The sequence below is a fragment of the Variovorax stachyos genome, from assembly GCF_051400855.1.
Lineage (GTDB): Bacteria > Pseudomonadota > Gammaproteobacteria > Burkholderiales > Burkholderiaceae_C > Variovorax.
Map to the genome: position 1 here is coordinate 24,526 of NZ_JBLFFN010000017.1, position 13,964 is coordinate 38,489.

At 66.9% G+C, this 13,964-nt stretch carries 9 protein-coding genes; 6 read left to right on the plus strand and 3 right to left on the minus strand.

Going from position 1 to position 13,964, the window contains the following annotated elements; translation table 11 throughout:
* Positions 1 to 17: 17 nt before the first annotated feature.
* The gene (locus ACMGEZ_RS23595; protein ID WP_436824712.1) at positions 18 to 821 is read right to left on the minus strand and encodes an SDR family oxidoreductase; all 804 of its coding nucleotides are present in this window, start codon (positions 819 to 821) and stop codon (positions 18 to 20) included.
* A 280-nt stretch (positions 822 to 1,101) separates the two neighbouring features.
* Here ACMGEZ_RS23595 and ACMGEZ_RS23600 point away from each other — a divergent pair, with 280 nt between their 5' ends.
* Together ACMGEZ_RS23600 and ACMGEZ_RS23605 are read left to right on the plus strand one after the other, a co-directional pair.
* The gene (locus ACMGEZ_RS23600) at positions 1,102 to 2,727 is read left to right on the plus strand and encodes a phospholipase D family protein (protein ID WP_436824713.1); all 1,626 of its coding nucleotides are present in this window, start codon (positions 1,102 to 1,104) and stop codon (positions 2,725 to 2,727) included.
* 67 nt (positions 2,728 to 2,794) lie between these two features.
* Positions 2,795 to 3,799: a Bug family tripartite tricarboxylate transporter substrate binding protein gene (locus ACMGEZ_RS23605; RefSeq protein WP_436824714.1), complete on the plus strand. Its 1,005-nt coding sequence runs from the start codon at positions 2,795 to 2,797 to the stop codon at positions 3,797 to 3,799.
* Here ACMGEZ_RS23605 and ACMGEZ_RS23610 read toward each other — a convergent pair.
* Positions 3,796 to 6,981: an ATP-binding protein gene (locus tag ACMGEZ_RS23610; protein WP_436824715.1), complete on the minus strand. Its 3,186-nt coding sequence runs from the start codon at positions 6,979 to 6,981 to the stop codon at positions 3,796 to 3,798. The genes ACMGEZ_RS23605 and ACMGEZ_RS23610 overlap by 4 nt on opposite strands.
* 57 nt (positions 6,982 to 7,038) lie before the next feature.
* Here ACMGEZ_RS23610 and ACMGEZ_RS23615 point away from each other — a divergent pair, with 57 nt between their 5' ends.
* From ACMGEZ_RS23615 to ACMGEZ_RS23625, 3 genes are read left to right on the plus strand one after another with little or no spacing between them, the layout of a single operon-like run.
* On the plus strand, positions 7,039 to 7,689 hold the full coding sequence (locus tag ACMGEZ_RS23615; RefSeq protein WP_436824716.1) for a (2Fe-2S)-binding protein: 651 nt from the start codon (positions 7,039 to 7,041) through the stop codon (positions 7,687 to 7,689).
* Entirely contained in the window at positions 7,686 to 8,663 is a 978-nt protein-coding gene (locus ACMGEZ_RS23620) for an FAD binding domain-containing protein (RefSeq protein ID WP_436824717.1), read from the plus strand. The genes ACMGEZ_RS23615 and ACMGEZ_RS23620 overlap by 4 nt, the downstream gene beginning before the upstream one ends.
* The gene (locus ACMGEZ_RS23625) at positions 8,660 to 10,897 is read left to right on the plus strand and encodes a xanthine dehydrogenase family protein molybdopterin-binding subunit (RefSeq protein WP_436824718.1); all 2,238 of its coding nucleotides are present in this window, start codon (positions 8,660 to 8,662) and stop codon (positions 10,895 to 10,897) included. Before ACMGEZ_RS23620 ends, ACMGEZ_RS23625 begins: the two co-directional genes overlap by 4 nt.
* 1,140 nt (positions 10,898 to 12,037) lie before the next feature.
* Here ACMGEZ_RS23625 and ACMGEZ_RS23630 read toward each other — a convergent pair.
* The gene (locus ACMGEZ_RS23630) at positions 12,038 to 12,748 is read right to left on the minus strand and encodes an autoinducer binding domain-containing protein (RefSeq protein ID WP_436824719.1); all 711 of its coding nucleotides are present in this window, start codon (positions 12,746 to 12,748) and stop codon (positions 12,038 to 12,040) included.
* A 273-nt stretch (positions 12,749 to 13,021) separates the two neighbouring features.
* Between ACMGEZ_RS23630 and ACMGEZ_RS23635 the strand changes: the two genes are divergently transcribed.
* A complete protein-coding gene (locus ACMGEZ_RS23635; RefSeq protein WP_436824720.1) occupies positions 13,022 to 13,960 on the plus strand; it encodes a GlxA family transcriptional regulator in 939 nt (312 codons plus the stop codon).
* Positions 13,961 to 13,964 lie beyond the last annotated feature (4 nt).

Below are 13,964 nucleotides of genomic sequence, written 5' to 3' on the forward strand. Positions count from 1 at the left end.
TGCGGGACAGGCTGCCTTCAGATCGTGTTCTCCCAGGCCGCGTGCTGGTGGACCTTCAGCATGTCCTCGATGGCCTTCGGCACGACGTTGCGGAACTTGCCCGAGTCGGCCGGCACGATCTCGACCATGCGATCGATCATCTCCTGCGGGTCCATCCTGCCCTCGGGCGTTGCAAAGAAGTCATCGAAGCCCTTGCGCAGGTCCGCCCGCCTGGTGAAGTGCTTGCGGTCGTCGAGCCAGCGGAATGCGTTGTCGGCCATCGTCTCGTTATAGCCGGTGTAGTAGGCGCCGGGATTGATCGTCTGGACCCTGATGCCCAGGGGCCTCAGTTCCTGCTGCAATGCCTCCGCGAAGGATTCCAGTGCATGCTTGGTCGCCACATAGGTGCCCCAGTTGGCCGGCGTGAAAAGGCCGCCCATCGATGAGGTGAACACCACCTTGCCCTTGATCTTGCTGGAGACCCATTTCCGTACGACGCCCTGGGTCAGCACCAGCGGCAGGAAAACGTTGATCTCGAAGTTGCGGCGCACCAGGTCCACGGGGATCTCCCAGACCGGTCCGCTCTCGCCTTGGCCGGCGTTGTTCCAGAGCACGTCGAAGTCCCAGTTCAATGCCTGGGCAATGTCGTAGGGGTCCGTCAGGTCAAGCCGCTCGACCCGCAGATTGGACAGGCCCAGCGCCATGGCCTTCTCGCGCAGCGGCGTGACCTGCGGCGAGACTTGCACGGTGGCGATGACATCGTGTCCATTCTTCGCCAGGCCGATGGCGCCGGCTTCCCCGAAGCCGCTGCCGGCGCCGGTGATGAGGATGGTCTTGGCCATGGAGCTGCTCCTTATGACGGATTTGTCGGGTTGAACGCTGCCTGTCAGGCAGGCAGCCGAAGCGTTCCTCGTCGGGTCGCTTCATGATCTAGAACTTGCCGGGTCGCGACGAGTTAATTGGCATCAATGCTTGCTTACTTCGCGGGGCCGGCGGACCTTGCACGATCGGCAGGTTCGCGACTGCAACGATTAGCACGGATTAACGCGCCGAGTCGCCCCGCCGGGGCGATCATTGCGCACCCCCAGCTCCCCACCTCAGTACCACATGCCAGGAGCCTTCGTGTTGGCAGTCGCGGCGCATGGCGCTTGCTGCCGGGATCTCTTGCGTTCGGCGGCCCGCTGGCTGGTCTTGGCACTCGCGACGATCTGCGCGGTCGGATGCGCAGCGTTGCCGACGCCGGCGAATGTCCAGGCATCCTTTGCGATTCCTTCCAGCGAGCAGACCACGCTGGGGCGACTCGCGAAGAACTCCAGCCCGGACCCGAGCCTGACGGGAGTGCGCTTGCTGCCGACCGGTCCGTACGGCCTGGGCAGCCGCATCGCCCTGGCCGAACGTGCCGAGCGAACCCTGGATGTCCAGTACTACCTTGTCCAGAACGACGCAACCGGCCGGTATTTCCTGCTGCTGCTGAAGCACGCCTCGTCGCGGGGCGTGCGCGTGCGGCTTCTGATCGACGACATGTACACGGCAGGCATGGACGAGATGCTCATCGGGCTCGCCTCGTACCCGAACGTGGAGGTTCGACTGTTCAACCCCTTTTCGGCTGGAAGAGCTCACGTAGCCACGCGCTTCGCAGCCTCGGCGCTCGACTTCTACCGCGTCAACCACCGGATGCACAACAAGCTGTTCATTGCGGACGGTGCAATGGCGATCGTCGGCGGACGAAACATCGCTGACTCGTACTTCGCGAGAGACCCGAACCAGAACTTCGCCGATCTGGATGCATTGCTGGTGGGCGCCGTGGTCCCCCAGTTGTCGGCCGCATTCGATGAGTACTGGAACAGCGAGTTTGCAATTCCCGTCGGCTACTTCGGACCATCCTCGGTGTCGGTGCAGGAGCGCCGCGCGGCATTCGATGCGGCCACCGCGCACGACTCGCTGCCGGCGGGATTCTTCCAGGAGAAGACGGACGTGCTGGGCTACGGACCCATCGTCGAGGAGCTCGGCGAGCAGCGCATCGGCCTCATCTGGGGCGTGGCGAATGCATGGGTGGACCCGACCGCGAAGGTATGGAACTGCCGGCCCATTCCCGAGGGGAGCACGGCGCCGCATCTTCACACCGTTCGGCTACGCGTCGAGGAGTTGCTGCGAAACGCGCGCGAGGAAGTCACCCTGAGCTCCCCCTACTTCGTGCCTGCGGAGAACGGCATGGCCATCTTCGGCGACGGCGTCCGTGAAGGCGTCAGCTTCAAGGTGCTGACCAACTCGTTGGCCGCGACGGATGAGCCGCTGGTCCATTGGGGGTACATGCGCTATCGCAAGCGAATGCTGCGCATGGGAGTGGAGCTCTACGAGCTCAGCCCGACGCGGGCCAACAGGGACCGCGGCTTCGGACTGCTGGGGAGCCGCACGCTGGGCACCCTGCACGCCAAGACGGCGGTGATCGACCACTCGACGGTGTTCATCGGCTCGATGAACTTCGATCCCCGATCCGATGCGCTCAACACCGAGATCGGCATCGTGATCGAGAGCCCTCAGCTCGCCCGGGAGCTGCGGCGACTGATGAACCTGGACAAGCTTCAGAGTGCGTACCGGGTTCGCCTCTCGCCGACGAACGGCAGCGTGGAGTGGGTCGGCATCGACGACTTCAAGGAAGTGGTCTGGAACGACGAGCCGGATGCGGACCTGAGAACGCGCATGTACCTGTGGCTGGTGGCGCCGTTCGTTTCAGAGGGCATGCTGTGACGCGATTCTTGTCGGATTTCGCACGAGTCCCTAAACTTCGTGCCCCGTCCGGCTAGGAGTCCCCGCCATGTCGAGTCACATGCATTTCCCTGGCTATCGCTGGATCCTGATGTCGGTCTTCCTGCTCGCATGGAGTGGCGTGCCGTGGGCACAAGCGGCCGATGCCTTCCCCTCGGGCCCGATCCGGCTGATCGTCCCGTTCGGCACGGGAGGCGCGACGGACCTCGTGGCGCGCGAGCTTTCGGCCAGGATGGGTGCGGCGCTCGGACAGCCCGTCCATGTGGAAAACCGCGCCGGCGCCGGCGGTGCCATCGGCGCCGACGCGGTCGCCAAGGCCCGGCCAGACGGCTACACGATCGGCGTGGCGACCGCATCGACGCACGAGTACACGCCGGCATGCCGAAGGGACTCGCCCTACCACCCGGTGAGCGACTTCGAGATGGTGGGGCTGGTAGCGACATCGCCGACCCTCGTGTTCGTGAAGGGGGACTCGAAATTCTCCAGCTTCCCGGACATCCTCGCAGCCTCCAGGCAGAACCCCGGCGCCTTCACCTGGGGCACGCCTGGGGTCTGCAGCAATGCCCATTTCCTGGTCGAGATCCTGAACAGGAATGGCGCAGGGCGCATCACCCCCGTGCCGTACCGCGGCAACAACCAGGCCGCCGTCGACCTGATCGCGGGGCGCATCACGCTGGCGAGCGATGCCGTGACCACGGTGTCGCTGGGCTTCGTCACGTCGGGCGCGGTGCGACCTGTTGCGATCATCGGAAAGTCCGAGCTTGGTGCGCTCAGGGGCGTTCCTTCGTTTCGCGACCAGGGCCTGGACATCGGCGCCTTCAGTGTCTGGCAGGGGCTGGTCGCTCCCGCGAAGACGCCATCGGGCATCGTTGCCAGGCTGAACGCGGCGCTTCGCCATGCGCTGGCCGATCCCGCACTTCAGCGACGCTGGCAGGACGATGGCATCACACCTTCGTCCGACAACAGCCCGCAGGCCATGAAGGCGCAGATCCAGGCGGGTTACGAGAGCTCGCGAAAACTGGCCGAGGAGCTCGGACTCTCGTCCAACAACTAACGGGCGTCGCCCGCTGCGTCGTCCAGCAATGCCTTGATCTCCAGGCAGGCCGCGCGGGCCGCCATGACATCCCGGGTGTCCAAGCCCTCGCTCACCAGGGCCAGCGTGGTCTCGAGCACCTGAACCGCCTCTCGCTGTCTTCCGAGTTTGCTTCGAACGCAGGCAAGGCTCACGGCCGCCCGCAGGGCCCAGGACAGCGTTCCGTCCTGCAGTGCGAGGTCGAGCGCGCTCGCCAGCAGCCGTTCGCTGGCTTCAGGATCGGCTTCGCGCAAGCGCTCGCCCTGGACCCTCAGCAGCTCGCACCGGCACCAGCCGGCCAGGCCCGCTTCGCCGATCTCGATCAGGCGGCTCGTCACGTAGTGAGGGTGAAAGGTGGCCATCAACTGGGCCAGTTGCGGCACCAGCTCGACCGAAGGCGGCGGGGGCGGCGGCACGCCCGATGCGCCGTCCTCGAGCCATCTGACGTAGCCGTCGAAGGCAAGGCCGTATCCCCGCCATACCGTCAACGCCCGCTCGGCCGTCAGCCGAAGCAGGCGGTGCAGGCGCTCCCGGGCCAGCTCGATGCGCCCTGCCCAGATGGCGAGCGGGCACGCACTGGAGGCGAGCGCGCTGGCAAGCGCGACGGGTTCATGCGCGCGTTCGGCAGCGTCGATCGCCTGTTGAATCGCACGCTCTGCCTGCTCCGGAAGACCCAGCAGCCAGAGCACGCGCGCATGGATGGCCCCCATGGCCACGCGCCGGTCGATCCGTACACCCGCCAGGAAGGGGACCCGGATGAGGGCCGGGTCCGCGAGGCCTCGCTCGCAGCAGGCCGCTGCAGCCCGCTGGTCGCCCAGCAGATGCAAGGTGGGCGCGAGGATGCGGTCCCGGTGCAGTTGCAGCGCGACGTCGGTGCTGTCGGACGTGAGCGCCGCGAACTGCCGGGCATGGACCAGCATGAGCTTGGGATCGGACGCCTGGTACGCCGCCATCCATTGCGTGCTGCGTGCGATTGCCATCAAGTGGGGATCGCCGATCTGCTGCGCGAGCTCCAGCGCCCTGGCGAAGGCGCGATCGCGATCGGGATGCAGTCCGCGGGCATTGAAGATGGCATGGCCCGAGACGACGTTGAGCTCGAAATCCAGCCGCGCATCGATGGCAACGGCCAATTCGGCACGGCGCGCCATCGCCCGCTCCACATACTGGCGGTGCTCGTCCGTGAACGACAGCTGGAAGAACAGGGGTGCGGCCTTCACCACCAGCGCAATGCCGAGCGCAGCGTCCGCGTCCTCGTCGAAGCACCAGTTCAAGGCGACGCGGGTGTCGTCGATGTGCCGGCCGAAGGCTGCGATGAACTCGGCCGGCGGCGTGGACCGCCACGCTTCCTCGGAGCGTTCGAGCGCGGCCAGGATGTACTGGGCATGAAGGTGACGCAGCCTGACGTACTCCTCGCCTTTCGCGGCGAGGTGCTCCCCGGCATAGGCGCGGGTCGTCTCGAGCAACCTGAAGCTCAGCTCCTCTGCGCCCGCATCGACCGTCAGCAGCGATTTGGCGACGAGCTCGGTGATCGCATCCACTGCCTGGTCATAAGGCAGGTCCTGGCTCACGACCACCGCCGCGGCCGCATCGAGCGTGAACGCCCCTGCGAAGACCGACAGCCGCAGAAGCAGGCGCCGCTCGATCTCAGACAGCAGCTCGAAGCTCCAGTCGAGGGTCGCGCGAAGTGACCGATGCCGCGCGCTCGCGGTTCTGCGGCCCTTGTTGAGCAGGGCGATCCGGTCGGCAAGGGCATCGGCGACGGCTTTCAGCCCCAGGGACCCAACGCGGGCTGCGGCCAGTTCGATCGCCAGGGGGATGCCATCGAGGCGCCTGCAGATCGCCCCGACGGCTGCCGCATCCGAATCCTGCAGGCTGAACTGGTCGACGCACGCCATGCAGCGCTCGACGAACAGCTCGGCGGCAGAGAACTGCAGGAGCTGCTGCGCGGTGAGCGCCTCCCCCACGGGTGGCATGGCAAGCGGCTGCAGCCTCTGGACCCATTCACCCTCCACGCCCAGCGGCTCGCGGCTCGTGGCCAGCACATGTACGCCGGGAGCCTGCCGGAGGATCTCCTCGATCAACGCCGCGACCGGGTCGATCAGATGTTCGCAGTTGTCGAGCAGAAGGAGCAGGTTCTTGTCGTGCAGGTACGCGATCAGGCTGCTCAAGGCGTCGCCGACCATCGACCCGAGGCCAAGCGCCGAGGCCAGCACGGCGGGAACCAGGGCCGCATCGGAGTGCGACGCCAGGTCCACGAAATGAACGCTGCTCCAGCGCGAAGCGAGGTCCCGGCGCGTCAAGGTCGCCGTCGCAATGGTCGTCTTGCCGATCCCCCCGGTCCCCACCAGCGTCACCATGCGGCGCTTGGCGATCTGCTGGCTCAGGATCTGGATGGCGGACTCCTGCCCGATGACCCTGCTGAGCGGAGTCGGGAGGTAGCCGCCCGGCGTCGGCTGCATGCTGCGCAAGTCAAGCGGCAACGGGGCAGCGACTGCCGCGTGCTTGCGGGTGATCTCCCCGATGAAGCTGTAGCCACGGCTCGGAACGTTGACGATGTAGCGCCGGCCCTCCCGGCCATCTCCGATCGCTCGCCGCAGGCTGGCGATATGAACTCTCAGGTTGCCTTCGACGACGACATTGCGCGGCCAGACCCTCTGGAAGATCTCCGCGTTGGTCACGAAGTTGCCGGCGTTCTCGATCAGGTACAGCAGGATCTCGAGTGCGCGACTGCCAAGGCGCACCGGCTGCCCCGATTCCATGAGGACGCGCGCGGTCGGCGACAGGGTGAACGGACCGAAGTGGATCAAGCTCTCGAAGGCATCCGCAGGCGCCCGGGCCGGCGGATCTCCGCCGGCGACGTCACGAAGCATATGGGCGCTCGCCATGCCAAGGCGGCCATGATGGCCCCAGCCACGCGCGACCCAACGGTGCGCGATCTCTCGTGGCTGCGAGTCGAAGGCTTCAGGCAACTCGAACGGCCACTTGCGCCTGCTGGTCATGCCGGGTTTCCTTCTCTCCAACGAAGCGCGCCGAAGGCGTCGCTCTTGTACTGGGGGCTGTTGTTGTATCGATCGTTCTATGGTCCCGCGGGAGCGTAGACGGTTGCCAAATGCTTTGCAAGTTTTGACAAGGCTTAACTCGAACTTCCCGGTGCGCGACTCCATCATTCGCCGCACCCCCGACCCATGCCGACCCAGGCAGCTGAAAGGAAGCTCATGTCAATGCCACACGACCGACACTGCGAACCCGTGCGATGGCCCGCGGACCCCGGCAACCCCGGCCCGGAGGATCTCGAGCTGACACGTCGCCAGCTCATCCTCGCGAGCAGCGGTGTGGCGGCCGCGGTGGGACTCACACCGGCTCTGGCAGCGGAACCATCGAGCACTCGACAGGTGGGCGACGCCACGGTCGCGCTGCGCCTGAAGATCAACGGAAAGCCGCAGGCACTGGATGTCGACCTGAGGCAGTCGCTTCTCGACGTCCTGCGAGAGAAGCTCGAACTGACCGGAACGAAGAAGGGCTGCAGCCAGGGCGCATGCGGTGCCTGCACGGTGCTCCTGGACGGACGCCGGGTCAACGCCTGCCTGACGCTGGCCGCGATGCACGACGGCGCCGAGATCACGACCGTCGAGGGGCTGGCCACCGCAGGCCAGCTGCACCCGCTGCAGGCCTCCTTCATCGAGCATGAGGGCTTCCAGTGCGGCTATTGCACATCCGGCCAGCTGATGTCGGGCGTGGCCTGCATCAAGGAGGGGCATGCCGGGTCGCCCGACGAAGTCCGCGCATGGATGAGCGGCAACATCTGCCGCTGCGGGGCGTACCCCGGCATCGTCACCGCAATCGTCGAAGTTGCGAAGAGGCAAGCATCATGATCCCGTTCACGCTCCAGAAGGTCTCGACCGAGCAGGCGGCGATCCAGGCAGCCGCGGCCGGCGGCAGGTACATCGCGGGCGGGACCACGCTCATCGACCTGATGCGCGACGAGGTCGAGCGGCCCTCGAAGCTGGTCGACATCAACAGCCTGCCGCTGAACTACATCCGCGTCGAAGGCGATCAGCTGGTGATCGGCGCTCTGGCGCGGATGTCGGATGTGGCGGCGCATGCGCAAGTGCGCCAGCTTCAGCCGCTCATTGCGGAGACGCTGGTCGAAGGCGCGTCGCCGCAACTGCGCAACATGGCCTCCATCGGCGGCAACCTTCTGCAACGTGTGCGATGCCCTTACTTCCGGATGCTGGATGTGCCGTGCAACAAGCGAACACCCGGTTCCGGATGCGCCGCGTTGGAGGGTTTGAACGCCGGCCACGCCATCTTCGGCACGAGCAGCCATTGCATCGCGACCCACCCCTCGGACCTGGCGGTGACACTGGTCGCACTGGACGCAACGATTCGAGTCCAAAGCGCCGCAGGCACTCGGTCGCTTCCAGTCGAGGCGCTGTATCGGCTGCCCGGCACCACGCCGCATCTCGAGCACAGCCTTGCGCCTGGAGAGCTGATCGTGGAGGTCCGAGTGCCGCACGGTACGTACTCGCGCGCCGCGCGCTATCTCAAGGTGCGGGACCGCGCCTCCTACGAGTTCGCCGTGGTGTCGGCGGCCGCTGCACTGAGTGTGGATGGCGGGGTCATCCGGGAAGCCCGCGTGGCGTGCGGGGGGGTCGGCACGATGCCGTGGCGCCTGCGTGCCGTCGAAGCCCTGCTCGCCGGCAAGCCCGTGGGCCGCGACAGCTTCGTACAGGCAGCAAGCATTGCCGCGACGGGCGCGCGCCCGTCGTCCCACAACGGCTACAAGGTCGAGCTGCTCGCACGGACCGTGGTCCGCGCGCTCGAGATGGCAGGAGAACGCACATGACGGACCACACCATGATCGGAAGACCGATGGCCCGCATCGAGGGCAAGGCCAAGGTGACAGGGCAGGCACGCTACGCCGCGGAGTTCAACCAGCCTGGCCAGGCCCACGCCGTGATCGTGAATGCGACGGTCGGGCTGGGGCGCATCACCTCCATCGATGCCGATGCCGTGCGCCGGATGCCGGGGGTGCTGCGCGTCCTGAGCCATCTCAATACGAAGCGGCTTCCCTACCGCGGGCACAAGGGCGCCATCGATCCGGCGTTCGGCGAGAGGCTGCATGTGCTGCAGGACAGCCGCGTGCTGTTCTACGGGCAGCCCGTTGCCGTGGTCGTGGCCGAAACCCTCGAACAGGCCGAGCGAGCCGCGATGGCACTGCGCGTGCGTTACGCCGCCGAGCGGCCGCTCGTGGACGGCCGCGACTCGCGCGCGCGGCACATCATCCCGGACGCAGGCAAGCGCGCAGGCCGCGGGAGCGCCGATCGCAATCGCGGGGATGCAGCGGCAGCCCTGGCGGCAGCGCCGGTCAAGGTCGATGCCCAGTACGACATCGCGCGAGAGAACCACACGCCCATGGAGCCTCACGCCACCGTCGCCGCCTGGAAGGGCGACCAGCTGACGCTGTGGAGCAAGAGCCAGTTCGTGGTCAACGAGCAGGCGGAGATCGCGGCCATCTTCGGCATCGCGCCGGAGAAGGTCCAGGTCATATGCCCGTACATTGGCGGCGCCTTCGGCACAAGCCTGCGTACTTGGTCGCACGTCACCCTGGCGGCACTGGCAGCGCGCGAGGTCGGCCGGCCGGTGAAGCTGGTGCTGACCCGCCGGCAGATGTTCTTCGCCACCGGGCATCGGCCTCGCACCCTCCAGCGCCTGGCGCTGGGTGCGACGCGAGACGGCAAGCTCACCAGCCTCATTCATGAAGGCACCGGCGAGACCAGCCGGTATGAACAGTTCGTGGAAGCGCTGACCTCGGTCTCCTCCTTCATGTATGCGTGCCCCAACGTGCGCACGCAGTACAGGCTGACGCCCCTGGACACCTCGTCCCCGACCTATATGCGCGGACCCGGCGAGGCGAGCGGCATGTTCGCCCTCGAATGCGCGATGGACGAATTGGCGTACGCGCTCGACATCGATCCCCTGGAACTGCGCCGTCGCAACGAGCCGACGCTGGACGAAGGGGAACAGTTGCCGTTCTCGAGCCGCTCGCTGCTGCAGTGCTACGACGCGGGGGCAGCGCGTTTCGGGTGGGGACGTCGCAACCCCAGGCCAGGGTCGATGCGCGATGGCCGCCTGCTGGTCGGATGGGGCATGGCCTGCGCGAACTACCCGGTCTTCCACAGCCCTGCCAGCGCGCGCGTGCGCATCCTGCCCGATGGCACCGCCGAGGTCGAAGCGGCGGCGAGCGACATGGGCCCAGGCACCTACACGTCCATGACCCAGGTCGCGGCCGAAGCGCTGGGCCTCGAGGCGGATCGCATCCGGTTCAGCCTGGGCCGCTCGGACTTCCCGCCCGCTCCGCCTCATGGCGGCTCACAGACGATGGCATCGGTCGGGTCCGCCATTCGCGCTGCATGCATCGCCGTGCAAGCTGAAATCGCGCGACGTGCCTCGGCCAACGGGCCCTCTCCGGTGCACGATCTCTCGAACGCGGCCATGGAGTGGAGCGGCGGCAGGCTGCGCGCACGCGGCAGCTCCGTCGCGGGTGAGAGCTATCGCGAGATCCTGGCGCGGATCGGCTCCGGACCGATCGAAGCCTCGGGGTCGTCGGCGCGCGATCCGGAGACCGCGCGCAAGTTCTCGATGCATGCGTTCGGTGCCGTTTTCGTCGAGGTGACCGTCGACCCGGACCTGGCCCTTGTGCGAGTGCGGCGCATCGTCGGCGCCTACGGAGCGGGGCGCATCGTGAACCCGCGCCTCGCGACGAGCCAGTGCATCGGCGGAATGGTCGGCGGCGTCGGAATGGCCCTGATGGAACGTACCGTGCTCGACCCCCGGGATGGTCGTCCCGTCAACGCCCATATGGCCGACTACCTGGTGCCGGTCAACCTGGACATCGGCCAACTGGAGGTTCACTTCGTCGACGAGGTCGACCCGCACGTCAACCCGCTCGGAGTCAAGGGACTCGGCGAGATCGCGCTCGTGGGTGTGGCTCCGGCCGTCGCCAACGCCGTGTTCCACGCGACCGGAAAGCGGCAGCGAGAACTGCCGATCCGGATCGAGACGCTGCTTCATGCCTAGCAAGAGCTGGCCGGTCCCTGCAGCCCTATCAACCCCAACGGAGCTCGAAAATGAAGAATCTGACATGGGCCTCGGCCCTCCTCCTCTCGACCCAGCTGATGGTGTCTTCAGCTTTGGCTCAATCGCCCCCCGCCGACGCAACTGCTGACCGCGCGCAGCGCAGGGCCGAGGCCCGGGAAGCCTCGCGGGCATTCACGCCTGGCGAGGGAAATCCAAGGCCCGCTGCCAGGCCTCGCGTCTCCAAGGCCGAGCGCGCCGAGGCTCGGCCCGCGCGCAGGGCTGAAGGTGCCGCGGCCACGCAGGCATTCAGACCCGGCGAGGGAAACCCGAGGCCGGTAGCGACGACCAGACTGTCGCGGGCAGAGCGTTCGGCAGGACGCAAGGCAAGCCGCGCTCAAGTGGCGAGACAGAACAGGGCTGGTCAGTTGCCGTCATACGGAGAGAGCTACGGCAGCAAGTAAACATGGCGCTGTCCTGTGCAATCGCTGGTGCTCGGCGCTGTCCGGCCCCATCGCGAGCAGTGCCGAACCCTCTGACGATGTGCAAGGGTTAGGCAGGCCAACCCCAGTCACACCCTGCCTGGTCTGCCGCCGCTCGCAGCGAAAGTCGGATGTACGGGTGCAATCTTCCCTCTCGCGCGGTCACGAACTGAAGCCAGGCAGATCGGGGGCTCCATGCATGGCTGAGAATCTTGGCTGACCCATCGACCGGGCGTGCCGTTCGTACGCCGTGCTGGTTCGTCGGCGCTGGATCAGCAGACCGCACGGATACCGACGGGAACGCCGATTGCTCCGCAACCTGCCAATGATTCCTCTCTCGCTCTTTGAGGAAAGCCGTGCTCTCCGCGCTGCAAGTCGGTCAACACGCGAGCACTTCCGCAGGACCGTGCTGTCTGTACAGGCAGACCGCGACGACCGCGCCCGCGCGCGTCTGAGGGAGGGCCCCTCGCCCGCTGCCCCGCAGGAGCTGGCGACGGGCTCGTACTTCGGAACCGTCAGCTTCCCATGCTGCCCGTAGCGCCGAATTCCGTGATACAAGAAGGCAAGACGCAGAGGGGCACTCTCTTCTGCCCTGCCAGTTCAAAGTTGCTGCAAAACTTCCGAGGCAAGTTGAAGGCCAAAAACCTGCCTGCGCAACAACTCAGTTGAGCAGGCCGAGCCGGGACGAACGCGCGATCGCCGAGTTCCTGTTGTTCACACGCAGTTTGGCGATCGCATTGGCGATATGGAAATTCACGGTCCGCGTAGTGATCGACAGGATCAGCGCAATTTCCTCGCTTGTCTTGCCGTCGGCAGTCCATCGCAGCACTTCCGCCTGCCTCTGCGTCAACGGCTCGATCGCAGGGCCTTCGTGCGCACCCAGGAGCGTCGTGATGGCGAGATGCGCGGTATTGACCAGCCAGCGCAGATGCGGGTCACGCGCGAGCAGCTCCATCTTGCCGAGCGGATCGCAGGAACGCGACAGCGACAACATCCCCACGCGCCCCTGGGCATCGAAGCACGATTGCGCCCACCCGACCCGCAGCCCGAACGACCTCGCCTCGTCCCACATCTGGGGCGCGGCGCGAAACAGCCCGTCGGTCCACACCAGCGGTTGCATGCTGCGCATGCCGTGCGCGACGCTCGGATCCACACCCAGGTAGCCCGCCTCCGCGTAGCGCTTGCGCCATGACCGGGGGTAACTCGAGAAGATCAGCGTCTTCGGGCGGGTGAAGGAGGACGGCAGGCGCAGGCCATAGGCGCAGCACTCGAAGCTCAGCTCGCGCGCGCCGATGTCGATCTGCTCGAAGGCGGCCTCCAGCGAGCTCGCCTGCGTCAGTCCCATGAACAGTTCATGCGTCCATGACCCCATGGATGGATCTCCTTGCATAGCCGCTGCCGCAGCGCGAGCCCTGTGCGCCTTGCACGCAAGCATCCTGCGGCGCCCGCGCGGGCTCGCGGCACGCCCGCTTCTCTGGCGGCAGTGTAGAAGTCGCATGCCCCCCGTTGCCGCCAAACGCGCCACCCTTCCTGCCAATGCGGCGCTTCCCGCACCGAACTTTCATCGGCCTGTCACAAACCGATAGAGTTCGCGCACGAACAAGTGCGATCCGATCATTTCGCGGCTCGCCAGCACCGACAACGCATGCAAAGAGTCCTGTTCCTGTTGCTGCCCGGCTTCTCCACCGTCGATGTCGCAGGCGCGATGGCGGTCTTCGACATGGCCAACGACGTCTTCGCGCAGCTCGGCAAGACGCAGCCGTATCGCGTGCGACCGCTCGCCGCGGCCGCTCGGGCCGTGCTGGGCTCCAGCGGCATTCCGCTCGCCACCCACCCTGTGCCCAAGCGGGTGCAGGGCGGCATCGCCAAGCTCATCATCGCGGGCGACTCGCGCGCCTCTCTCGACGAATTCGGTGCGGCGGAGCGGCGCATTCTCCCGGGCTGGCTACGGCGGCATCTGCACCAGGTGGAGCTCGGCGCCACCATCGGGCGGACCGCACGGGTGCTCGCACAGGCCGCCGGCGCCGCGCCCGAGGATGCGCACCCGGGGGGCGCCGCGGACACCGCAGGCGCTAGCTGGATCGGGGTGAGCCTCACGCGCGGCGTCCACCTTGCGATGGACCTGATCGCGCGCGACCACGGCGGCGTGATCGCCAGCGTCATCGCGAGCCGACTCGGCGAGCCGTTCCAGCATGCGTACCGCAGCGCAGCCTTCCTGCGTCCGCAGGGCGCCCGCGCGCTCGATGACCCGCGCATCGAGGAACTTCACGGCTGGATCACGCGGAACCTGCGCCAGTCCTTCAGCGTGGCTAGGCTCGCCGAGCATCTAGCCATGTCGGAGCGCACCTTCGCGCGCTTCTATCGACGCGCCACCGGCTCCACGCCTGCCGCGGGGGTCGAGCGCATCCGCCTCGATGCCGCGGTGCACCTGCTGGAGAGCAGTCAGCGCTCCATCAAGGCGATCGCACTGCAGTGCGGCTTCGCCTCCTCCGAGGTGATGCGCCGTGCCTTCGTGCGCACCCTGCAGCTCTCGCCCCTGCAGTACCGCCGGCTCCTGCTTGGCAGCGACGCGGGTCGCGACTGAATCG